This window comes from Desulfuromonas sp. KJ2020 (genome assembly GCF_024197615.1).
Lineage (GTDB): Bacteria > Desulfobacterota > Desulfuromonadia > Desulfuromonadales > SZUA-540 > SZUA-540.
The window spans coordinates 1,205,264-1,228,703 of sequence record NZ_JAKUKE010000003.1; the positions used below are offsets into that span (position 1 = coordinate 1,205,264).

Here is a 23,440-nt window from a genome sequence, read left to right on the forward strand (position 1 = left end):
TGAATTTTATTGACGCATGGTTCCTTTGACGTCTCCCAGCCCGATAACCTTTTCGACAAGCCCTTTAACCGGCCTGCCGCTGGCATCCATCCACATAAAGACATCGCCGCCGGCCGTTTCAAAGACATCCGGATCAAGTATCACCTTGACCAGATGCCCGCCTGCCGGGAAAAAGGCCTTCGAGGGCCTGGCCTTTTCAGAAAGAATTTCAATCAGGATGTCAGCCGGGCCCTCTTTTTTGAAGGTGGGTATGCGATAGCGCGCCCCCGGCACCAGGGGACCACTGTTTCCCAAGCGGAAATTATAGAAAGCCGTCAGAAAATCGTCGGGCCATTCCTCATGATTCCAGGCGATGACCTCTTCGCTCACCTTCTTGTCGCCGTTAAATTTCTGGTAGAGAATGGTGCGGTTTTCGCTATCGAAGGTATAACGCTTTATCCGATTGTTTATTTTGCCCTTTTTCTTTTTGAGAATGTGCGATTCATACACCTGCGAATGCAAGCGCCCATCGTCGGTCGCCTGCATCACCGACACATAGCGCTGCACCCGGTCTCCCGTCAACCAGGCCGCCACCCCAAGGGTCTTAGCTTCGAGCATGGCGCGGTAGGTATGAGGCGACTCTGCCCGCTCCAGTCGGATCCGGCCTTCCGCCAGTTGGTCAAACCAGAGAAACGAGACATCATAGATGTAGTCTTCCCCTAAAAGGGCCTCGATGGCCGCCACAGGGGATAGAACGGCTTCGTCCGTGGCAAGCTCTGCCGCCAGAGGGGCAGAGACAGTCAATATCCAGACGATACCACTGAGCAAACATAGAACAGAGCGTTTCATCACCAGAATAGTCTCCAGACAAACAGCAGATAGGCCGCCAAAAGAAAAATCCCTTCCCGGCGCCCCAGGACAAGTCCCCGGTACATGAGAGGGATCAAGGCCATACTGAACAGGATCATGACGGGCAGCTCAAAGCGTAGCACCGCCGCCTGGATAGGCAAGGGTCTGATCAGGGCGCAGACCCCCAGGACAAAGAAGATATTGAAAATATTGCTGCCAATAACGTTACCGACACCCAGGTCCGATTCCCCGCGCCAGGCACTGACCGAAGAAGCAGCCAGTTCGGGAAGGCTGGTTCCCAGAGCGATAACCGAGAGGCCAATGACCATCTCGGAAATACCGAGAGAACGTCCGATGAAAACCCCGGAACGCACCATCAATTCGGCGCCGGCCGCCAAACCGACGATACCGAGAAGGATGTAGAACATATCCTTCTTGCGATGCCCTTTTTCCCTGCGCACCATCCCCTCCGGAAGCTCTGCCTCCCCCTCTTCATTTGTGGCGTTTTTTAAACAGTACAGCAGAAAAGCCCCTAGAGAGCCGACCATCAGCAGGCCGTCCCCTGCGGAAAGCACACCATCCAGGGCACAAAGCCACAGGAGCACCGAGGCACCAACCATAATGGGGATTTCACAAAGCACCGTCTTGCGGGTGACGGATACCGGTTGAAAAACGGCAGCGACACCGAGTATCAGCCCCACGTTGGCAATATTCGAACCGATAATGTTACCGGCTGCCAGATCGGACGACCCTTTGACTGCCGCCAGCAGCGAGACCATCATTTCGGGCATACTGGTCGCCAGAGCAACGACGGTCATGCCGATAACGAGAGGACGAACACCGAAGGATATGGCGAAACGCGAACTGCCCTCCACCAGAAACTCGGCGCCGTAGTACAGAACAGCTATCCCGACAAAAAAGAGAACAACAGCCAGAATCATTTTAAAAACAAGACCTTTCAGAACAAATATCAGCCCTGGGACCCACGCAGGACCTTCAACCCCGGGCCAAAAGGGCGCACAGTTTACCTACGCAAAAGGAACAAGTCGAGCAGAATCATACCTCGTGCTTTACCCCGCAGGCAACCGGAGCTGCCTAATTTACAGCTCTTACTGCTTGACATTTGCATTAAGAGGACACTAAAATCCGCATATTTCAATGCATTTTACAATCCAATAAAAGAAGGGTCCAATCATGGAAAAGCTGGAATTTGACAAAATGCAGAATTATGATCGGGAAGCCGAGATTCTTAAGGTTCTTGGACATCCCGTTCGCCTGAAAATTATCGCCGGACTGATTTCTCAGACATGCAACGTCAAAAAGATTTGGGAATGCCTCGCCCTTCCCCAGGCTACCGTTTCCCAGCACTTGGCCCTTCTCAAGAACAAGGGGATTATCGAAGGCCAGCGTGAAGGGGTAGAAGTCTACTATCGCGTTGTTTCCAACGAAGCCCGCCGCATCGTCCAATCGCTTTTTGAGGCACCTCCGGAACCATGACCCGACTGACCCTGCGTGCCGGCCACGATCGCCGCGCCCGAGCGGGACACCCCTGGATATTCAGCAATGAAATTGGAAACCTCGACCGCGCCCCCCAACCGGGGGAGGCGGTCGAGGTTTTCACGCATCGGGGGGAGTTCCTGGGCATGGCCTATTATAATCCCCACTCCCTCATTGCCGCCCGCATTCTCTCGCGCGCCAGAGAGTCCATCGACACCCCCGAGTTTTTTCACGCACGCTTCAGGGCGGCCCTGCTCTACCGTCAGCATTTTTACGGTGATCTGGCCACTATGCGCCTGGTGCATGGCGAGGGCGACGGTCTACCAGGACTCGTGGTCGACCGCTACGGCGACATCCTCTCCCTGCAGATTCTGACCCTGGGCATGGAGTGTCGACGCCAGGCGATTGTGCAGGCTTTGACCGATCTTTGGCAGCCGCAGGCCATCGTCGCCCGCAACGATGTGGCCGTGCGCGAGCTTGAAGGTCTGGACTGCCGGGTGGAAATTCTGCAGGGCGAGTTGCCCGAAGACGTCATAATGACGGAACACGGCTTGCGCTTCCGCGTGGATGTTCTGGGGGGACAGAAGACGGGGCATTTTCTGGATCAGAAAGAGAATCACCTGGCCCTGAAGCCATTCGTATCAGGGCACCGGGTTCTCGACTTGTTCTGCTATTCGGGAAGCTGGTCGGTACACGCCGCCCGCTATGGGGCCCGCGAGGTGCTGGGCATCGACATTTCGGAAGGCGCTCTGGCGCTGGCGCGGGAAAATGCCCGCCTAAATTTTGTGGAAGGCCGCTGTTCTTTCGAAAGAACCGATGTTTTTGATTTTCTGCGCAGCCTCAACCGGGACCGCCAGACCTTCGACACCATCATCCTCGACCCACCGGCCTTCGTCAAAAGTCGCAAGAAACTCCCGGAAGCCATCAAGGGCTATCTCACCATCAACCGCCGGGCCATGGAAGCGGTGACGCCTGGCGGCTACCTCTTTACCTGCTCCTGCTCCCACCATATGAGCCGGGACATCTTTCTGGATACCTTGAGCAAGGCCGCCGTACAGGCAGGCCGGGCCGTACGCCTGCTGGAAATGCGCAGCCAGGCCTACGACCACCCGGTCCTGTTGTCCTGCCCGGAGACCGAATACCTCAAATGCGCCATCCTCTGCGTCGAGTAGAACCGTCTCTATTCAGTCGCCTTTTACGCCAACTCCATAAATGACCTGATACGTGGCCGGAACTCCTTCAGGGCCACCATACTGCCGGGTGTAGTGCTCTGCCATGCACTGCATGACCCGTCGTGACGCCAGGCCAGGCGGACGATGGGCGGAAGCATTCTGCGCCCCGATCCCCTTGAGAGAGCGCAGCAACCGGGTGACGTCCGGATGGTATTCGATTTCACGCTCCTCAAATACGTGCAGAGAATGAAAACCCCCTTTCTCCATGGCTCCCCTGACCAACTGGATATCCGGAAAAGTCTGGAAATGGGAAGATCTTCCTTCTCCAACCTGCGACAGGGCAAAGTGATGGGAGTTCTTCAGCTCGAAGAGCGTCTCATGACCGAAAAGGGCAAAAGCGAAGACACCGCCAGGCAACAGCACCCGGTCGGCTTCACCAAAAGCCTTTTCCAGATCGGGCACCCATTGATAGACCGAGCTCGAACAGACCAGGGAGAAACGGGCGCCGGCCAGGGGAAGCGAGCAGCCGTCAGCATCGAGAGCCAAGGCTTCGGGTAGCCGCCGCCTGGCCTGGCAGGTCATGCCGTGGGCGAGATCGGAAACAACCAGGGTGACTTGGGGACACAGGGGGCGCAGGGCCGCCGCAAGCAGGCCTGTTCCGCAGCCAATGTCCAGTACGGGACCCCGAAAAGGAGCCCGTTCGCGCAGCAACCCGACCAGTCGCGCAATGACTCTCGCCTGCACGACCGCGTATCGCTCGTATTCTTGGGCATGGCTCGAAAAGTTTCGCCGCACGTGTGAACGCACAGCCGGGGCGGCAGTCATGGCAGAAACTCTCTCCACAGCGCAAAAACGTCCTCGGGGGAACTCAGAAAAGGGGCATGGCCGGCACCAGGCAAAGCAGCAAGGCGTGCCAAGGGCAACTGCTGCGCCAGGTAAGCTCCGGCCGCGAAGGGAATAATCCGATCCATTTCGCCATGTACGACCAGCACCGGCACGTCAATCTGCGCCAGACCGGCCCGCAGATCAACCTGAGACAACGTGTCCAGAGTCTCCAGCGCTACCGCCTCAAGCGGGAGGCGACCGGCCCGCACGGCAAAATCGACGACGCGCCAGAAGCGTTCCCGGGACATTTCCCCTTCTTCAAATTGGCGGGAGAAAAAATCTCCCATGGCTTTTTGATAGTTGCGGTCCAGGTCGCGTTTCATCGCCCTGACCTGCCCGACAGGAAGTCCTGCGCTCCAGCCGTTGCCGGCCACAAAACGAGGGGTGGTCGATTGCAGAATGATCCTGCCAACTTTTTCCCGCAGAGCCATGGCCAGATGCAGGGCCACCTGGCCGCCAAGAGACCAGCCGAGCAGCGACACTTCGCCCTCTACGGTCTTTTCCATCCAAGTGGCCACATCGCCGGCCAGGTCGGCCAGCAGGTAGCCCGGCCCAGGCTCCGACTCGCCGTGTCCGCGCAGGTCGGGAGCCAGCACCCGGAATGAGGACGAAAAGGCCGCTATGGCTTCGCTGAATACGGCGGAGGACATACTCCAGCCGTGTAGCATGACCAGCACCGGCCCCGAACCGGACTCACGATAGGCGAGGCGGCGACCGTCAGGCAACACAAAGGTCTTCATCGGCCGGCTCCGACCGCCGCCTGTAAAATCAGCTCGGCGGCCCTCTCCAGATCTTCGGGTTCGTGGGTCGCCATAAGGGTGGCGCGCAGACGACAGTTTCCGGCAGGAACCGTGGGCGGTCGGATGCCCTGGACAAAGACCCCTGCAGCCAGCAGACTTTCGGCCAGTTTCATGGTCGGCGCAGGCTCGCCGGTGAGCACCGGCACAATCTGGGTGGTACTATGGCCCGTCGACAGACCGCCCCTTTGCAGGCGGTCGGCCAGGAGGTTTCGATTGTGCCAGAGTGCCCGGCGCAGGCTTTCCCCCTCGGGACTTTCGACGACGTCGAGGGCAGCCAAGGCCGTAACGGGGATGGAGGGGGGCAAGCTCGTCGAAAAGATAAAAGAACGCGAGCGATTGATCAGGGTATCGACAATCACCCGGTCGGCCGCCACATAGGCGCCAAAGCAGCCGAGCGCCTTGCCCAGCGTCCCCATGTGCAGATCCACCTCGGCCAGACAGCCGAGATGCTCGGCCGTGCCCCGCCCGCTCTCACCCAGCACGCCGGTGCCGTGAGCATCGTCGACCATAAGCAGGGCACCGTAGCGTTTTTTCAGGCGAACCAGCGCGACAAGGGGCGCCAGATCGCCATCCATACTGAAGACGCCGTCGGTGACAATCACCCAGCGGCCCTGGCGTGTTTTTTCTTCCTGGTGCATCAATCGCTCCAAGGCATCCGCATCTCCATGGGGATAGACCACCGTCCTCGCTTTGGATAAACGGCAGCCATCGACGATGGAGGCATGGTTGAGGGCATCGGAGAAAATGACGTCATCGGGACCGAACAGTCCCTGCAGCAGGCCGGTGTTGGCGGCATAACCGGAATTGAACAGCAGGGCCGCTTCGGTTCCCTTAAAGGCGGCCAGCCTCTCTTCCAGCTGGGCGTGGGGGGTCATGGAACCGGAGATAAGACGGCTGCCTCCCGTCCCTACCCCCCAATCCCGGGCCGCCTGGGCCGCGGCTTCGATCAGAATGGCATGACTGGCCAGGCCCAGATAGTTGTTGCTGCACAGCAGCAGCACTTCCTGCCCGTTTAACCAAACCTTCGGCCCTTGCGAACTCTCAACGGTTCGCAACACGCGGAACATGTTCTGCTTCTTCAAACGTTCAAGCTCAGCGGTCCAGGAGATCACGCAGCGCCTCCAGCGAAAGGGGGAGATTCAGGCGACCAAGACGGACGGCCAGCCAGGGGGTATCATGCAGAAAAGAGATCAGCGGAGCCGTATCCTGCAGCCCTGACGGCACAAAGAACGCGCGACCGCCACGGACGACACCGAGGGGCTTGAGATGGGGAAAACGAACATAGCCCAGACCGGGGGTCGCCACATAGCCGGCGGTGTAGTCCGGGTCGTCGGACCAGCAGAGTTCAGCGAGCACCTGCCCCGAGGCGATCACCTTGGCGGCCAGAAGCAGCGCCTCGCGCACATGAGCGTTGTCCAGTCCCAGCGGACGCAGGGCGCGGCGCAGGTCGTCGGCGGTGACCGCGTCCAGCCCAAACCGACTGACGCGTACTCCACGGGCGGGGTCGGGTTCAAGACGTTCGCCGCTGGAGGCATTCACCAGCATGGCCCCGCGCATGGCTTTATGGCCGGGAGCCGCCCCCTGGCTGAGAGCGTCCAGAGTGCGCGTTATGGCCTGCTCGGAGACCCCGACCCCGGCCAGCAACTGCGTCGCCGCCCGGCGACCTTCACGGTAGTCGGCCACGGGCACTGTGACCAGGTCAGGCAGGCTGCCTTTTTTCACCTCGGTGCCGGTGAGATCATCAATACTGATCCGGATGCTCTGGGCTTTCCCCCGCGAATGCCCCAAGGCCCTTGCCACAAGGTCACCCGCTACAGCTCTAAGCTCGCCTTCGCTCACCAACGCCTCGGCGCCGGAGAGATGGTCACCCAGACAGGTGGCATGCATGCGAATACTGTAAAGGCTCTCTTCCATGGCGGCGAAATTAACACGGCTTTTTCAATCCTGTCAACCACCATGCTAGTTGCGGTTGACATCCATCCCCTGCCCCCGTCCGAATCATTAAAAAGTGTCTCCGCCTACCCCATTCTTGACCTTTTACGAAGGGCGTCTTATAAGAGACATTCCTCCAGCAAAAAGGCCAGACCGGTATGCTGTACACGAAAACCTTCCTGGTGATGTTTGTCGCCAACCTGACCACCGTCTCGTCGTTCACGGCCTTTTTTCTCTTTCCCCTTTTCATTGGTGAACACGGCGGCAGCCAGGGAGATATCGGCATTATCATGGGGGTTTTTGCCATGGCCTCGGCGCTCTGCCGGCCCTGGATATCGGAGATGATCGACCGGCTCGGCCGTAAAAAGAGTTACACGGCCGGCTGTCTCATCCTGGTTCTGATGCCCCTGACCTACCTCGCCTTTACCGGGCCGCTGAACGGTTTTTACGGGCCGCTGCTTGTGGTTCGCGTGGTCCACGGCGTTGGCATCGCCATCTGTTTCACCGCAGTGTTCACCTATATGGCGGATATCATTCCAAGGGATCGTCTCAATGAAGGGCTGGGCATGTTCGGAACATCGGGGCTCATTGGTCTGGCCGCGGGTCCCGCTTTGGGCGAATGGGTGCTTCGCCATGCCGGGTTTCCTCATTTTTTTGTGATGTCTGCCGCCCTGGCGCTCATCGGGCTGCTGATCCAATGGCCGTTGCGGGAAACACCCGCCGAAGCCAGCCACGAGCAGACGTTTTCCTTCTTCACCCTCTTCCGGCGACGAAAGCACCTGATCGTTGCTGGCCTCGCCCTCCTTTTCGGGATTGGACAGGCGGCGAGCGGCAACTTTGTGGCACCCCTGGCGCAGGCGCGCCAACTGTCCCCCATATCCCTGTTCTACCTGGCCTACGCCGGCTCGGCGATAATGATCCGTTTTCTGGGCGGAAAATTGGCAGATCGGTTGGGTGAAATCCGCCTGCTCCCTTGGGCTCTGGCCATCACCGCCAGCGGCCTTTTCGCCCTGGCGCTGGTCCAGAAAAACTGGGGACTCACCATGGCCGGCCTGCTCTGCGGAATCGGGCACGGCATGCTCTTTCCCACCCTCAACAGCATGGCCATACGCCACGAGAGTTATCAGAACCGGGGTAAAATCACGGGCATCTTTACGGGGAGCATCGATCTGGGGCTTTTTTCAGGCTCTTTTTTGCTGGGATACATCGGCGAGGTCGTGGGACTATCTCTCTTGTTCCTGACGGCGGGCGGCGCCTTGCTGGTCGGTCTGCTTGGCTTTACTTTGCGAGGCGCCAAAAGCTTTTCGGCTCCCTGACACCGGAAACGTATTACGTGTTACAGGTTACACTTGTGTCAACCTCAAAACCGCCAGCGTGGCGCAGATATACGCGAGGTGGAAAGGCGCTTTTGAGGCTGAAACGCGTGCAGGCCCAATCCAGACAGCCGCCCTGTAGCCCGAATTAGAAGCACCCATTGGCATGACTTTTGGATTAGGGACCCCATGGCCTGCCGGGAAAGATTATACGCTACCGGGGTTTCCCCCAGTCCCGTTAGTTCCTGCTCTTCCCTGTTCATGTCGCTCCTTTTTCATGACAGGGGGGCGACTATTTTGGGACACGAAGGTCCCCAAAATGGCACCGGTCTGACGACACAGGCCCGTAAAAATCAAAACGGCCGCATATTGCCGAGAGAATCATGCTGAAAAGAAAAGAAGAGCTGACAACCACACTTGCGCAAATTGTTCCTGTCCAGCAGGGATGGATCTCCATCGGGCTGTCGCTTCTGCACGCGGAGCAGTACGCACCCTGCGACCTGTATCGCAAAGTCAGCGCGCATCTGTGGCGGGTCGGCGAACCCGAGTATGTCCTCTTTGCCGGCAAGGGGCTGCCCTTTGGCCGGGATATTCAAAGCAAGCTGTCTTTTTTTGGCATCCAGAGCCTCTATATCCGAGAAAAAGACGCCCAGCTTTATTACGATTATGTTCAGAAAGTCACCCAGGCCATCCTGCACGATCCGGTCAGCACCCCTGAACGCAAAGCGGGTGCCGTCTACGATTGCTGCCGGGAAATCATGCGCAAAGTTTATGACGACCCCCGAGCCCCATTTCTGCGCCTGGCGGAGGAGGTCATCACTCCCACCGTCGACCTGATCATAGCCGATGACCCTACCACCAAATGCCTGATCAAGCTGGCCGGCTACGACAACAACACCTACACCCACTGCACCAATGTCGGCATTTTCGGCATTGCCCTGGCTCGCTCCTATTACGGAGAAAAGGCGGAAAAGGAGATCCGAAAATTGGGAGCGGGCTTCTTCCTGCACGATCTGGGCAAGTGCAAAATTCCCCTTGAAATCATCAATAAACCTGGCCCCCTGACCACTGAAGAACGGGCCATCGTTCAGCAGCACCCCCTGGAGGGATTCGAAATTCTTAAAAAAAGTCCGACCATCTGCGAAGAGGCCAGACTCGTCGCGGCCCAGCACCACGAGCGTGACGATGGCAAGGGCTATTCGAGCGGTCTTGTGCGAGTAGAAATACACCCCTACGCGCGCATCTGCCGCCTGGCGGACATTTACGAGGCCCTCACTTCCGACCGCTCCTATCACAGGCGCCGCTCCACCTTTGAGGCCCTGAAGATCATGAAGGAAGACCTGGTCTCCGATCTGGACCACGAACTCTACAACCATTTTGTTCGACTTTTCGCCCCCGGGTAACCTGTCGCCACGCTCCAGCCCGCAAATACTGCCCTGGTAAAAATCCCGCCGCCCTTGCGCATGCCCCATCTCTGTGAAACAATTGAACCAGCCACTTGGCGAAAAGCTTTTCCTGCGACATGAACCCTTTATACGGAAGACTGACTATGCCTGCCTTTCTCACTTCCCTCAAGCAGTTGAAACGTTGGCAAAAGGTGATTCTCGGCACCGTGCTGGCTATCCTTTTTTATACCCTGCTCGGATTCGTGCTCCTGCCCCTCATCCTGAAACCTGTCCTCGAAAACAAAATGACCGAGATGCTGCACCGGCAGGTGGATATTGCCAAAATTCGCCTGAACCCTTATGCCTTGACGGCAACGATCGAAGGTTTCAGCCTGCGGGACCAGGAGAATACGGCCCAATTCATCGCCTTCGATCGCCTCCATGTAAACCTGCAGAGCCTGTCTCTTTTCAAAAAGGCGCTGATCCTTCGCTCCGTTTCCCTGTCAAAACCGGCGATTGACTTCAGCCGGTTGTCCGACAACACCTTTTCCTTTTCCGATTTGCTGGTCGGGGAGAAAACGACGGAGGCCCCCGAACCAAAGAAGGAGGGAAAACCCTTTCTCTTTTCCATCAACAACATCGAAATCGACCACGGCTCCATCCGCTTTCGGGATATGCCGAAAGACACGGTCCATCAGATTGACGACCTCAGGCTGGCTATCCCTTCCGTTTCCAACCTGCCCAGCAATATTGAAAGCTCGGTAGAGCCGGTCTTTTCAGCTGTCGTCAACGGCACGCCGGTCACTTTTGCCGGTGGGAGCAAGCTGTTCGCCGAGTCCCGCGAAACAGACATCGACCTCCGAATGGATGGCATCAATATCCCCGAATACCTGGCTTATGTTCCGAATCCCACGGCCTTTCGCCTTAAATCAGCCCTGCTCGACCTGGATACCCGGCTTTCCTACCTGTATCGTAACGATGGTTCCTCCCGCCTGGCGTTGACGGGGACCCTGACCCTTAGAGAGACGGAGGTCACCGACCAGGCCGGCAAAACCTACCTGCGCCTGCCGGCCTTTACGGTCGTTCTGGCGGATTCCAACTTATTGGCGGGCGATATCCGCCTCGCCCAGGTCGACGTCGATTCGCCCTATGTGGAGATGATCCGGTCGTCAGACGGCAAACTGCTCCCCCTGGCCCTGCTCCCGGACGGAGCGGAAAACGCCGAACCTTCGTCTGAAGAGGAAGTCGTCGGAAACGAAAATGACTCTCCCGGCTGGGCCTTGACCGTAGATGCCTTCTCATTGCGCAACGGCGAGGTCCTCTTCAGCGACCGCACCCTGGGAAACCCTGCCGACATCCGTGCCAGTGCCATCGTTATCCAAACCCAGGGGCTTTCTACCCTGCCTCAGACACAAGGCAGTCTGTCCTATGCCCTCGACCTGAACGGCCACAGTCATCTCAAGGGAACGGGCAGTCTGGCTCTGACACCCGTAGCCCTCCAAACCACCGTAGATGTCGCCTCTGTACGGCTGGCCGACTTTCAGCCATACATCTCGGAGTATTCCCGTGTCCTGATGGCCGACGGCTCTCTGTCACTGCAAGGGGATATCGAATTTGATCCGGAAAAACAACTGCGCTTTACCGGCGCCTGTACGATCTCAGAACTCAGGACCAAAGATGATACGCAGGGCGAAGATCTGCTGGGGTGGAAGGCTTTGCGACTAAAGGGCATCGCCTTGGAACAAACGCCTCTGCAGCTCCGGATCGACACAATAGAGCTCGATGCACCGGTTGTGAATCTGGTGGTACGGGAAGATGGACGTCTCAATCTGGCGAGCCTGACTAGAGACAGTGAAGAAAAACCAGAGCCGGCTGAAAAGGCCATAGAAGCGAATGAAGGGACAGCGGCGGCTCCCCTCGATCTGCGTATCGACAAAATCGTATTGAACAAAGGGAGCGCCAAGGTACAGGACCGCAGCATCAGCCCCAGCTACGGCGCGACCATCGACCAACTGCAGGGCGAAATAACCGGCATTTCCTCCGAACCGAATTCCCTGGCCCAATTTCGCTTTGATGCCCGTATTGACCAGCAGGCTCCGCTGATCCTCTCCGGCACGATGAATCCGCTGACCCGCACCCCCCGGTTGGATCTGGCCCTCGATTTTAAAAACTTCAACCTGAGCCCCCTCTCCCCGTACTCGGGTAAATACGTCGGCCAAAAAACCGAGAAGGGCAAATTGAATCTGGATCTGCATTACGACATCAAGGGAAGCCAGCTGCAAAGCGAAAACAAGGTCTTTCTCGACCAGTTCACTCTGGGCGAGCGCGTGGATAGCCCTGATGCCACCAGTCTGCCGGTCAATCTGGCCATCGCCCTGCTGAAAAACCGCAGCGGTGAAATCAGCCTGGACATCCCCGTGCAGGGAGACCTTGACGATCCCGAGTTCAGCGTTGGCAGCGTGATCCTGCAGGTAATCGTCAATCTCCTGACTAAGGCGGCCACCAGTCCTTTTGCGCTGCTCGGCAGCCTCATTCCTGCCGGCGAGGATTTGCAGTACATTCCCTTTGAACCGGGAGCAGCCAGCCTCGGGCCGGCTGCTTTAGATAAACTGCCGCTGGTCGCCAAGGTCTTAAGCGAAAGGCCGGGTCTGAAGATGGATCTTGCCGGACAGGTCGACATGCAAAGCGACAGCGAGGCTTTAGCCAGAAAAAAACTGCTTGATCGCCTTAAACTGGAGAAACTCAAATCGACCCGCGTAAACGAAAGCAAATCATCTGAACAGGATATTCCGCTCAGTCCAGAAGAATATGCTTTTTATCTGGAGCGGCTCTATCGGCAAACCCTGAAGGAGTCGCCTGGAAAAGTGCCGACAGAGCAAAGTTCATCGCCTGCGGCTGATGCGGCAGAAGCCCAAAAACGGATGGAAGACTTCTTGCTCAACGCCACCGAGGTGTCCGACGAGGACCTGCGCCTTCTGGCCATAGAAAGAGCGAACAGTACCCTGGAACATCTGACCGACACCGGACAGGTGGACCCGGGACGTCTTTTTGTCATTGAGCCCCAGATAGCTTCAGAAGAGGAGAACAAGGCGGACGGTCAGGCGGCGGTCAAGCTTCTGATCAAATAGTACTGATCCGCATAACAATTCAGAATCACTAAAAAAGCCGCCCTGATAGGGGCGGCTTTTTTAGTGATTCTTGTTGTCAAAGGCGGCTTATTTCGGATCCCAGCAGTCAGCAGCCTTGGACGAAAAAACATCTGAAGCGTTCAGCACGACGAATTCTTTGATCTTTTCCAAGTTACGATCGCCGATATTCTGCCAGGCTTCTGTGTGGTTTTGTTTGGGCTCAGACTCAAAGAAAGCGCGCCATTCGTCGGCCTTCCGACTCTGGGGTGTCAAAGCAACGGAGCGCCCATCCGTACCGTGACAGGTGCGGCATTCCTTACGGAAAAGATATCGGCCGCGGCCACCGGCATCGGATGCGGCCAAAACCGGGGCCGCAAGAACAAACAGACCCAGAAGCAGCGCGGTCATTTTCATTACGCGTTTCATCAACAATCCTCCTTCAACGTTTTAATTCGTAGAACTCGGCGCCATCCTCAAATGGACGGTGTCCGACCGGAAAACTCCGGAAGTTTGCCGTAGAATGACCGGCTCACAATATCTATATTTTGCAATTAATTCAAGACTTATCTTGCGCAAAGATTTTGGAGGGGATCAAAAGAGGATAAACAGACGACATCAGGATTTGGCCACCAGCCGCCCCTGGAAAAGACCGCCCTTAAAAACCCTCGGCATATCATGGGCGGACAGGGGCCGTTCGAGGTAATAGCCCTGCATGGTAAAACACCGAAGGGTTGTCAGTTGATCAATCTGCTCCATGGTTTCAATGCCACCGGCAATTATTTCCAGATTGAGCTGGCGCGCCTTTCGAATCATCTCTTCGAAGTGACTTTTTTTGTCCTGCCCAACAAACAGGGTTTCTGCCGCGCCATGAGAGATTTTCACTCGGTCGATGGGGAAGTGTTTGAGATAACGCAAGGGGGCATAGCCCGTATCAAAGGTATCTACAGTCAACTGGATGCCCATATTTTTGAAATCCTGGAGAATTCGGGCTAACGACTCGGTGTTTTCCATTAGAACGCTTTCTGCCAACTCCAGCCCAAGGCACTGGGGGCTCAGTTCCGTGCGGGCAAGAGTTTCCTTGACGACCCGACTGAAGTCAGGATCACGAAAATGATGGCTCGAAAGATTGACCGATACCCTCACACAGGGGAAGCCTTCCTTCTGCCAGACTTTGTTCTGTGCGCAGGCGGTTTCGAGCACCCATTCACCCAGAGGGCGTATCAGGTTGGTCTCTTCGGCGGTACGCAGAAACTGCAGTGGGGAGATATGTCCACGCTCGGGATGCCGCCAGCGTAACAGGGCTTCGATCCCTGTGAGCTGACCTGTGCGCAAATCAAACTGTGGCTGGTAGACCAGATAAAATTGCCCCTCTTCAAGGGCCAGGCGCAGTTCCTGTTCAATGTGGTGACGTTCGAGAGCCTGCTGCCCCATCTGCTCTGAATAGAAGTGATAGGCGTTACGTCCCTTTTCCTTGGCAGCATACATGGCCATATCGGCACTTTTCTTCAAAAGATCGCCCTCATGGCCATCGTGAGGACACAGGGCAATGCCGATACTCGTCGTGATGTAAATCTTATGCCCTTCCAGATAGAAAGGCGCTGAAATGACTTCCAGAATCTTTCGTGCGACGGTCTCCACTTCCTGACGATTCTTCGTTCTGATCAGAAGAATAACGAATTCGTCGCCACCCAACCTGGCGACCATGTCCCCTTCCCTCACACTGGTTCTCAGACGTCGTGACACCGACTTGAGAAGGAGATCTCCCATGGCATGACCGAAGGTGTCATTGATATTTTTGAAGCGATCGAGATCGAGGAACAGCATGGCCAGCTGTTGATTGGCGGGCTGACCGTGAGAAAAGAGCTGTTCCAGGCGCTCCTCAAGGCGGCTACGATTGGGCAGACCTGTCAGGGCATCATGATAGGCGAGGTGGCGGATTTCCTGCTCGGCCTTTTTGCGTTCGGACACATCCCGAGCCACCCAGACCACCTGGATCACCTTGCCGGATTCGTTTTTTATCGGTGAGGTAAAAACTTCCAGGTGACGGATATCCCCCTTGGCATCAGTTACAGAGTAATCGGCCTGGGCGTGGGCGCCGCTCTTTTCGCTTTCCTCTATGGGACAGAAGGCATCCTGGGAAGGATAAGAGAAAGGTTTCTGCGGTAGCAGTTCGTAGCAGGAGCGTCCAACGACTTCTTCCTCACGCAAACCGACATTTTCCAGAAAAACCCGATTGACGGCCGTGAAAGAATAATCGGCGGTATCGATAATCGCCACGCCATCGCGGATGCTGCTGAGCACCGTCTTGGCCAACTGATTCGACTCTCGCAAGGCGCGCTGAGCCTCTTTTTGAGCCGTTATATCCTCGACAATCTCGATAAAACGGTGCGCTCGGCCAGCCGGGTCAAAAACAGGAAAGGCCTGCACCCGCATAACGCGGGGAGACCCGTCGGCATGATGACCGACTATCTCCTCGGTGGCGGGAGACCCGGTGCTCAGGGCGATAGCGCCAGGGCAGTCCGAACAGGGATTTTTCCGGCGCTTTAGTTCGCGAAAACACGGGCGCCCGACCAGGCTAGTGACATCCTTGTCAAAAATGCGCCCGATAGCTGAATTAGCCATCAGAATGTTGAAATTCTCATCAACGAGAGAAACCCCGAGGCCGAGGCTTTCAACCAGAGTGTGACATTGGGCTTCAATCTCCCGCCGTTTTCGTCGCACATGCGATAACTTGATCAATATGCCATAGATCGTCAGACCGAAGGCCAGGGTAAGCAAAAAGTTCCAGTGCAGAAAATAGCGGCTTGTCCCGATGCTGCCCCTGTGTATGGCCCTGGACGTAAGGAAAAGGACCAGGTTCAGCAAAAATACGACCAACCCTACATGAAAAAGTTGTTTCCAACGCAACTTCATGATCTTTTCTTTCTGAATGGAACCTTCGAAAGATGATGCTAATCATAAAAAAACGCCCACCTTAAAACCGAAGGTGGGCGTCATGGTTAGTCCATAACGAGTCCTGGGAAGTTTTGCACCCACTTCGGCAACCCGGCTGTCCTGTATCGGATCCGTGGCTTTGCGTCACCAGATCTCTCTGGTTTTGCTTTTTTCGGTCAGGCGACAATTGTGCGGTGGTACAAACATTAAAAGAGCAAAAAACGGGCCCCTTGCCGGCATCCGGCCATTATTTTCCCCTAACCTCTTCCGGAAGGAGAGCAACAGCCTTAAATGACTGTATTTATAAAAGAATTAATCCTTATTCACTCGGATTAAAATGAGATTTTCCAGCCAAAAACGCGCTCAACCCCTGGCCATCAGTAGGGTATTTGGAAAAAGTCCGTCTCCTCTCGGTGGGCCAAGGTGGTCAAATGACCACCGCAGGATTCAAATGACGCTTTTACAGAGAACGGTTTTTCTTTCCCTCCGGTCGCTCCACTCCCGGCGCTGAAGCAATGGGCCCCTCCATCCTCTCCACCTTGCAGCTTTCTTGCAGAGACGTCATCCAGGCCGCATACAGGGTTTCATATTTCTGCTGCTCCAGTTCACTACGAATATCGTCTTTTTTTTCCTCATAGGAAAGTTGTACGGGATCCTTGATCTCTGCCAACTTGAGAATATGGTAGCCGTAAATCGATTCGACCGGGTCGGAGACCTCGCCGACCTGCATCTTTACGATAGCTTTTTCGATGTCGGCGATAAGCTGGCCTTCGTGGAAATACCCCAGGTCTCCCCCCACGTAGCGTTTTTCATCATCGGAATTGTAGTAGGCCAGATTGTAAAAATCCTCACCGGCCTTTCCCCGCGCCGAAAGATCTTGTGCCTTCTCCAGAAAGGGTGTTTTCTGTTCCGGGGTCAGACGCGGATCCACCTTGATAAAGATCTGGCTGGCCCGAAACATGCGGGGTCTGAAAAACCGTTGCTGGTTGGCCTGATAAAAGTCCCTGACCTCAGCCTCCTGCACATTGACTTGCTGGGCGATGGCAACCTTCTCGGCTTTTTGGGCGATCAATCCCCGGTACACGGAGGCCCGCAAGGCCGACACACTTTCTCCCTGCAGGGCTTCGGCGAGCAAATCAGGAGTCGGAAATTTTTCCCAGACGGGCTGAAGACGCGCCTCCAGCTCCTCGGAGGAAACCACGATTTCATTATCCAAAGCATAACGGACCTTCATGGCCTGTCCAATCAGTTCGCCCAAGGCTTTTTCCTCGATCTCTTCGAGCTTTTCGCGGGAAACACCACCATGATAACTGGAATTCAACGGCAGAATGCGACTGACCTGTCGTTTAAGCTCATAGGTGGTAATCGGAATGCCGCCGACCCTGGCGACGACACTCTCGTCCCCCATGACGGTTTGGGAAGTAAACAGCAGAAAAAAACCAATAATCGACAGATATTTTAACGCTTTGAAATAACTGATGGACATAAACAACTCCAATCTGATGAAGAACGCTCTGCATCATTTGATATGGCATTCAAAACAGAGAGAACTGCCCCTGTCGTTGACCACCAAAAGATTTTTCTCCCGGGAAAAAACATTGTGGCAAGAACCGCAGCCGATTTTGCCCTCAAAGAGGGTGATATAAGGCGCCAGAGCTTCTGGCGAACGCAACTCCCGGTCCCGCATCGCGGCCCGGCGATAATCGATGCCGATGGGATGGGAGAGTTTCCGCTGACTGTAGGTTACCGACTCGTCTTCCTCCCCGACCCGATAGGAAGTTGCCGGGGCGACAACCCCGTCATGACAGGCCAGGCATTCGGCGGAAACAGCATCAAGAAGGCGGGACCATCGCCCCGAATCGAGGGGCGTCACGCCGCCAAAGTGAGCCCGCCCCCCGGTGCCGCCGTGCCGCCCTTCGGTCGGCAAAGCGTAATTATGACATTGCTGGCAGAAAAGTTTACCCCGATATTTCGTCCGCAGCAGGTCGCCCCCTCCCGCAACATGTTCACCATGGGGATCATGGCAGGTTGCACAGGTCATACGCCCCGACCAGTCCAGCGACAGTTCAGCGGGCACATCGAATGAAGGAACCATGCCGGTGGGGTGGGAATACACCGCGGACACGCGATGGCATTCCATACACAGAAAATCAATGTTCCGGGTATATTTGCCAGGCATGCCGTCGTCCTTGAAGGTCAGGTGGCAGGATTCACAGCGGTTCGCAAAGTCATGTACCTGGCCTCTTCCCCACAGAAAGGAAACCAGCAACAGCAACCCAGGGGTGCAGAGTATCAGAAGCTGGAGGAAACGTTTCAGGCTTGGCACGGAATCATCCTCATCGAGCCCCCCCGGTTAAGGACGAATCATTTCAATCGAGACGAACGCAGCCACGTTCGTCGACTGGCAAACCCGGGGGATTTTCCGGGCACATATCCTCCGTGTCGGGGACACCATCACCATCGCTGTCTTTCAGGCAGCCTTTCGCATCAACGGAAGCGCCCTCCGGCGTGCCAGCACAACTGTCGAGATAATCCGCGACACCGTCGCCATCGCTGTCGGGGGGGTTATCCGGACATCCGTGGCGATCTACCGAAAGAGCACGAGGTGTATCGGGGCAGCGGTCCCGGCCATCCGGTACGCCATCCTTGTCGGCGTCTTTGGGGAGTCTTTTTTGTTCAGTCTCTGACCCGCTTAAGCGAATCGCCACCCCGAGGCTAGCACTAAAATCATTGTAGCGGTCCGTTGTCATGGGCAGAAGATGCCGCACATCGGCCCGCAGTCCGAATAAAGGGCTGAGCCGGTAAACAACCCCACCCCCGTACGCTACGCTAAAATCGGCCCCCATGGAACCAGGGGGATCGAGCACTCCGGCTCCCAAGGCCAGAAAAGGACGAAAATCCCCCGCCTGGCGCAACGGATAGAGAACATCGAGACGCCCCCCATACCCCGGCTCACTGTCTTTGTCCGAACTCCCTTCAATCCGAGAGAGGTCAACCTCCAGAGCCAGCGTCTGAATAAGGGAGCGTCCGGTTAACGTATAGCCCAGCTTGATTCCGTAAAGACCTGAATCGCTTGTATGGCGGCCGCCATCAGGGAAATACCCACCAGCCATAAGACTCCCGGTGAACGCCCCCTTTTGGCTGGAGCACTGCCCATCCGCCGGAAGAATTAACCCGAAGCCGAGCAGCAGAAGGCAGAAAAACCATTTCATAGAACCATATCCAAAGGGAAAGAAGCGGGCATTACATAAAAGAACAAACAGCAAAAAGACCATGTCGGTGCTGTCGTGGATGGCATACAAAAACCATTCCATTCCAAAGCGGTCTAACCTCACCGTGCCCGCCTCAGGAAAAAAGCCCGGAAATGAATCCGGGCGCATCGTCATTGCACGACAGGAACAGGCCTAGACCGGGTCCGGCGTAAGCCGGACCCGGTCTAGGGTTGATGGTTATTTAGTCAGCGTGATCGTGGCGGTCTTGTAGTCGACGCGGGTGCTGCCGTTGTAGACATAGACACGGGTCAGGTACTGGTAGTAGGTCCCCTTGTCGTAGGTCGACACGGCCCGGAAGGCCTTGGTCACTGTCAGATCCGGCTGATCATCCGTGACCCACTGGTAGGTGCCGTCTCCCCAGTAGAGCAGCAGGCGGGTGTGGGTCGGCATGTTGCCGAAGGTGACTTCGGCGCTGTTGGTGCCGGCAATCTGACTGTAGCTGATGGTGGTGTCAGGTGCCGGCGCCACGACCTTGACGTACTTGGAATCGGCGACGCGTTTGCCTTCTTCATCCTCGACATACAGCGTCACCAGGAAGCTGCCGGTCGTGGTAAAGGTGTGGCTGGCGGTAGCGCCGGTCAGGGTCGTGCCGTTGCCATCGTTGATCAGCCAGGAGTAGGTAAAGCTTCCCTGGGTGTTGGCGCTGGTGTCGGCCACGAAGTCAAAGGCCGTGTTGACTGTAATCTCGGTGGTCGGCGCCGAAAAGACAGCCACCGGATCCACACCGATACCGAAGTCAGCCGGGTTGCTGAGGGTGTTCAGGTAGGCAACCCAGTCGGCACGGCTGGCATAGGTAGTGCCGTCAACTGCCGTGTAGGACGCTTCAGCCGGATAAAGAGCCACGCTGCGGTCCAGATCCGTCACCCGTTTGTAGGCCCCGCCCGGATTCGGCGTAAAGGTCTTGGTGGCGGGATCCCAGTCGCCCAGCTCTTCGAAGGGAACCTCCAGGGCAACACCGTCTTTGGTCCCAATCTCAGCGGCTGTGGTCAGATCGGTCGCCTTGGCGACAATGACCAACTCTTCTGCAGCGGAGGCCATGAACTGACCGCCGGCATTCGCCTTGATGGCGGTACCAGTCATGTTGAAGCCGCCGTCGAAGAAGCCCTTGCCTGCAGCATGACAATCACTGCAGTTTTTGCCCAGCGCGAACTGATCGGTGCTGCGCACGTTGTGGGTGATCATGAAAGGAGCGCCGCCGAGCAGCAGTTCGGTGTCGGTCCAATCCTTGCCATCGACGGCAGGGGCGATGGCATTGCGGTAAGCCTTGTAGGCTTCGATTTCTTCCGGCGTGGAGAACATGATGTTGCCGCCGTAGACACCGACATACTGCCAGGCACCGGTGAAGGTTCCATCTGGGGCATAGGCCGACTGATAATCGCCGCCGCCGAAACCTACAGGGATAGGCGCGAAACCGCTGGGGCCGAAGTTCAGACCGGCCTTGAGGTCACGCTGAATCCAGGGGTCATAGTAGGTTTTCTGTACCATGCCGGTGTAGGCCGGGTCCGTGGCGGGGTCGTAAGTCAAGGCATGACGCCCGGTCTGACCATCGCCGTTGGCATCGACGGTGGAATCGATATTGTTCCACAGTGTGGCGGTAATCATGTTGATCTGCATGATCTTACGACGCCAGTTCGGATCGCTGTTCTGATCGGACATCCCTTGTTTCTGCCAGACATAAAGAGGCTGCCATTCGGCGGCATTGCTGCCGGCCGGCATGCCCATGCCGAAGGGATCGTCGAACATGCCCAGCATGCCCTTGGACTCGTCAAAGCCCACCATGGTCGGGAAACGATGACCCGAGGTGGAATCGAGCAGGCGCACGGCCATCTGTTTTTTGTAAACATGGCAGACCGTACAGTCGATGATGTCAAGGTGGTTGCCAGGCACAAGACCCTGCGGCCCGACAGCCTGCACCAGGTTAGCGGTTAAACCTGCGGCCTGGTGAGCGGCCGTGGGATCAGGCGCGCCAAAGGTGTTGATAGCGATGCCATCGGAGTTTCTGCCGGTGACATGGCAGTCGGCGCACTTTTTCACCGTGTTATTGGAGTCGAAAGTCACGCCGTCAACCACCGTACCGTTTTCAACGCCGCTGGCCGCATCGAAACCGCGCCCGGGGTCGCACTGGCTCTTGCCGTCAAAGACGATATTGCCATCGGCATCATACTGGTCGATCTTGGTGGTGTTGGTGTCCATGTGGCAGCCGGCGCAGCCCATGGCCAGGTGGACCTCCTGCTGGGCGTTGCCGAAGAGATCGCCGCGCTTGAACCACTCGGCCCGGGGGAAAGGCACGATGCCTTTCTTCAGAGCGTTCTGATCCATGAAACCGGTGGGATTGCCATTGGCGTCAAGCAAAGGCGCCTCGAAATAGAGAGGGCCGGTGCCCGCCGGATTGCCGCCACCGATCTCTTTGGCCATCAGAATCTGCATGGCATTGGGATCGGACCAGTCGAATGTGGCCGGATCGTAGGGATCCAGCAGTTCGGCTGCCGGCATGCCGTTGGGGCCAAAGGGGAAGACGCCCGTGTTGTAAACCGTGGGTCCCATGGCGGCCGGGAAGCCAATAGAGGGGATGTAGGCCCAGTTGCCGCCGAGGATCCCCATGCCGGCCATCACGTCGCCGACAGTAATTTTGCCCGAGGTCGGATAGGCCAGTCCCGGCGGATAGGGCGCTCCCAAGGGAGCTTCCGTCCAGTTCCAGGTGTTGCCGAAGGGGGCGTTAAAATCGAAGGACGGCATGGCCAGCCCGGTAAAGGACTGGGAGAAGTTACCGGTATAGACCATGGGAGCCGAAGAGAGGAAATCCCGCATCATGTCCGGCAAATCTTCCAGGGAACTGGGCGCATGGCACTGACGGCAGTTGGCCTCGTCCGGATTGCCCTGCAGATTGCCCAGGGCATAATCGCTGAGGCTGACGATACCGTTTGCGTCCATGGTGACCATGGCCGGAGCACCCATGAGGGTTTTGCCATTGCCGACATCAACGGTATAGCCCTGGTAGGTGGGGCTGAGACTGTTGGTGTCCATCAGGCCCGAACCGGCCATAGGAGCCGCATTGTGGGCGCCGCTGTAGGTCATCACCGAGGCCATGAGGTTGTTGTAGCCTTTGAAGTGACAGTAAAGGCAGTCCATCTCCTTGACGTTCGGCATCATGAGCTGACCGTCGGCCACAGGCATGGAAGAACCGTCGGGTAGGTCCATAGTCATCGCCTGTCCCCAACCCTGCGGAGCCGTCACCGGTTGCCCGCCCTCATAGACCGGGTAGGCCCAGGGAGCCTGGCCGACCACATGCTGCGGCAGGCCCGTATCCTTGGTGAACAGTTCGAACACATAGTGATTGTAGGCATTGAAAGGCGTTGCCTCAGAATATCCGGCCGCACCCGGGTCCATACCGCCGACGGGATTTTTCATCGAGAGGCGCACACCGTTGCGGTCTTTTTCACCAAAGCCGCCGCCGACGTGGCAGGTGCCGCAGTAAACCGCCATGTCCCAGGTGGTCAGGTCGGTCTGGGCCAAAAATTCTTCTTCTGTGTAATACTTGTCATCAACTACTTCGGGTGTTGCGGGGTTCTGATCCATGAAGTTCGCCACCTGGCGAAGGGAGGGACTTCACCACTTACCCCACATGGCCCCGGATTGAACCCAGGGTTTGATGACATTGGGATCATCAAGTTTGAACTCGCCGTCCGCGGTGTCCTGCCACTCGTGCATACCGAGGGCGGCGTGGAAGGCATGGTCGGAAATCTTATTGTACTCATGACAACCCCCGCAGGTCTGCTTGGGGCTGTAAGGGAAGCCGCGCAGGGTATTGGGATCAACCTGAACCGGCATTTTTTCGTTGTTGGCAACATTCAAGCCATACTGCATGGCCAACTCTTCGTAGGTGTAAAGCGTCACCGGCGGATGCGCGGCAACCGCCAGACCGGCACTCAGGGTAAGACCGGCTGCCGCCAGCGCCCCACCGAGCACCCATCTTTTGAAACTCCTCCTCTTCATTGCGTCTATCCTTTCTTCATCATTTGTTAGTTCACACCAATGTGAATGCAGTAAAACGAAAAACCGAAATGTCTTCGACCTTCCTTTCTCCACCAGCCCCACCAGATGATTTTGGGGATCACCCAGGCTGGGCAAGCGGTTTGCATAGGAATGAGAGAAAAGAGCTGACATCCTATATAGCAACCACGATACCAAGCAGTTGAGCGCCCTGGGCCGTAAACGGCCCCGGGATGAGACGCAAACAATAAGAAAATTCTATCTTATTGATATTAAAGAAAATATATGAACGGCTTCAAAGAGC

Annotated in this window: 18 protein-coding genes and 1 riboswitch; of the genes, 5 read left to right on the forward strand and 13 right to left on the reverse strand. The window is 56.7% G+C overall.

Going from position 1 to position 23,440, the window contains the following annotated elements; genetic code table 11:
- Window positions 1–6: 6 nt before the first annotated feature.
- Both MJO47_RS14005 and MJO47_RS14010 read right to left on the reverse strand, forming a co-directional pair.
- Complete coding sequence (locus tag MJO47_RS14005; protein WP_253961733.1) at window positions 7–828, reverse strand: DUF3108 domain-containing protein; 822 nt, start codon at window positions 826–828, stop codon at window positions 7–9.
- Complete coding sequence (locus MJO47_RS14010; RefSeq protein WP_253961734.1) at window positions 828–1,769, reverse strand: calcium/sodium antiporter; 942 nt, start codon at window positions 1,767–1,769, stop codon at window positions 828–830. Before MJO47_RS14010 ends, MJO47_RS14005 begins: the two co-directional genes overlap by 1 nt.
- A gap of 262 nt (window positions 1,770–2,031) precedes the next feature.
- Here MJO47_RS14010 and MJO47_RS14015 point away from each other — a divergent pair, with 262 nt between their 5' ends.
- Together MJO47_RS14015 and MJO47_RS14020 are read left to right on the forward strand one after the other, a co-directional pair.
- On the forward strand, window positions 2,032–2,325 hold the full coding sequence (locus tag MJO47_RS14015) for a metalloregulator ArsR/SmtB family transcription factor (protein ID WP_253961903.1): 294 nt from the start codon (window positions 2,032–2,034) through the stop codon (window positions 2,323–2,325).
- Window positions 2,322–3,497 (forward strand): class I SAM-dependent rRNA methyltransferase, encoded by a 1,176-nt coding sequence (locus MJO47_RS14020; RefSeq protein WP_253961735.1) that lies wholly within the window; start codon window positions 2,322–2,324, stop codon window positions 3,495–3,497. The genes MJO47_RS14015 and MJO47_RS14020 overlap by 4 nt, the downstream gene beginning before the upstream one ends.
- Window positions 3,498–3,509: 12 nt before the next feature.
- On the opposite strand, the gene MJO47_RS14025 is transcribed toward MJO47_RS14020, so the two are convergent.
- The 4 genes from MJO47_RS14025 to MJO47_RS14040 are packed head-to-tail and all read right to left on the reverse strand — an operon-like array spanning window position 3,510 to window position 7,096.
- Window positions 3,510–4,322 carry a methyltransferase domain-containing protein gene (locus MJO47_RS14025; protein ID WP_253961736.1) on the reverse strand — a complete coding sequence of 271 codons (813 nt, stop codon included), beginning with the start codon at window positions 4,320–4,322 and terminating at the stop codon, window positions 3,510–3,512.
- Complete coding sequence (locus tag MJO47_RS14030; RefSeq protein WP_253961737.1) at window positions 4,319–5,122, reverse strand: alpha/beta fold hydrolase; 804 nt, start codon at window positions 5,120–5,122, stop codon at window positions 4,319–4,321. The genes MJO47_RS14025 and MJO47_RS14030 overlap by 4 nt, the downstream gene beginning before the upstream one ends.
- Entirely contained in the window at window positions 5,119–6,294 is a 1,176-nt protein-coding gene (gene bioF / locus MJO47_RS14035) for an 8-amino-7-oxononanoate synthase (protein WP_253961738.1), read from the reverse strand. Before bioF ends, MJO47_RS14030 begins: the two co-directional genes overlap by 4 nt.
- On the reverse strand, window positions 6,275–7,096 hold the full coding sequence (locus MJO47_RS14040; RefSeq protein WP_253961739.1) for a 6-carboxyhexanoate--CoA ligase: 822 nt from the start codon (window positions 7,094–7,096) through the stop codon (window positions 6,275–6,277). The genes bioF and MJO47_RS14040 overlap by 20 nt, the downstream gene beginning before the upstream one ends.
- A gap of 176 nt (window positions 7,097–7,272) precedes the next feature.
- Between MJO47_RS14040 and MJO47_RS14045 the strand changes: the two genes are divergently transcribed.
- The 3 genes from MJO47_RS14045 to MJO47_RS14055 all read left to right on the forward strand — a co-directional run bounded on the left by MJO47_RS14045 (window position 7,273) and on the right by MJO47_RS14055 (window position 12,940).
- On the forward strand, window positions 7,273–8,430 hold the full coding sequence (locus MJO47_RS14045) for an MFS transporter (protein ID WP_253961740.1): 1,158 nt from the start codon (window positions 7,273–7,275) through the stop codon (window positions 8,428–8,430).
- A gap of 380 nt (window positions 8,431–8,810) precedes the next feature.
- Window positions 8,811–9,830 carry an HD-GYP domain-containing protein gene (locus tag MJO47_RS14050; protein WP_253961741.1) on the forward strand — a complete coding sequence of 340 codons (1,020 nt, stop codon included), beginning with the start codon at window positions 8,811–8,813 and terminating at the stop codon, window positions 9,828–9,830.
- A gap of 146 nt (window positions 9,831–9,976) precedes the next feature.
- On the forward strand, window positions 9,977–12,940 hold the full coding sequence (locus MJO47_RS14055; protein WP_253961742.1) for a DUF748 domain-containing protein: 2,964 nt from the start codon (window positions 9,977–9,979) through the stop codon (window positions 12,938–12,940).
- Window positions 12,941–13,027: 87 nt separating this feature from the next.
- Here MJO47_RS14055 and MJO47_RS14060 read toward each other — a convergent pair whose 3' ends face one another.
- From MJO47_RS14060 to MJO47_RS14090, 7 genes are all read right to left on the reverse strand, one after another.
- On the reverse strand, window positions 13,028–13,366 hold the full coding sequence (locus MJO47_RS14060) for a cytochrome c (protein WP_253961743.1): 339 nt from the start codon (window positions 13,364–13,366) through the stop codon (window positions 13,028–13,030).
- A gap of 189 nt (window positions 13,367–13,555) precedes the next feature.
- The gene (locus tag MJO47_RS14065; RefSeq protein ID WP_253961744.1) at window positions 13,556–15,853 is read right to left on the reverse strand and encodes a GGDEF and EAL domain-containing protein; all 2,298 of its coding nucleotides are present in this window, start codon (window positions 15,851–15,853) and stop codon (window positions 13,556–13,558) included.
- Window positions 15,854–15,976: 123 nt separating this feature from the next.
- Window positions 15,977–16,052: riboswitch (cyclic di-GMP riboswitch) on the reverse strand.
- A gap of 282 nt (window positions 16,053–16,334) precedes the next feature.
- Window positions 16,335–17,360 (reverse strand): peptidylprolyl isomerase, encoded by a 1,026-nt coding sequence (locus MJO47_RS14070; RefSeq protein WP_253961745.1) that lies wholly within the window; start codon window positions 17,358–17,360, stop codon window positions 16,335–16,337.
- Window positions 17,361–17,393: 33 nt separating this feature from the next.
- Complete coding sequence (locus MJO47_RS14075; RefSeq protein WP_253961746.1) at window positions 17,394–18,200, reverse strand: cytochrome c3 family protein; 807 nt, start codon at window positions 18,198–18,200, stop codon at window positions 17,394–17,396.
- 43 nt (window positions 18,201–18,243) lie between these two features.
- Entirely contained in the window at window positions 18,244–19,086 is an 843-nt protein-coding gene (locus MJO47_RS14080) for a thrombospondin type 3 repeat-containing protein (RefSeq protein WP_253961747.1), read from the reverse strand.
- Between the two features lie 237 nt (window positions 19,087–19,323).
- Window positions 19,324–22,722, reverse strand: a complete 3,399-nt coding sequence (locus MJO47_RS14085) for a PKD domain-containing protein (protein ID WP_253961748.1) — start codon at window positions 22,720–22,722, stop codon at window positions 19,324–19,326.
- A gap of 30 nt (window positions 22,723–22,752) precedes the next feature.
- The gene (locus MJO47_RS14090; protein ID WP_253961749.1) at window positions 22,753–23,139 is read right to left on the reverse strand and encodes a cytochrome C; all 387 of its coding nucleotides are present in this window, start codon (window positions 23,137–23,139) and stop codon (window positions 22,753–22,755) included.
- Window positions 23,140–23,440: the final 301 nt, after the last annotated feature.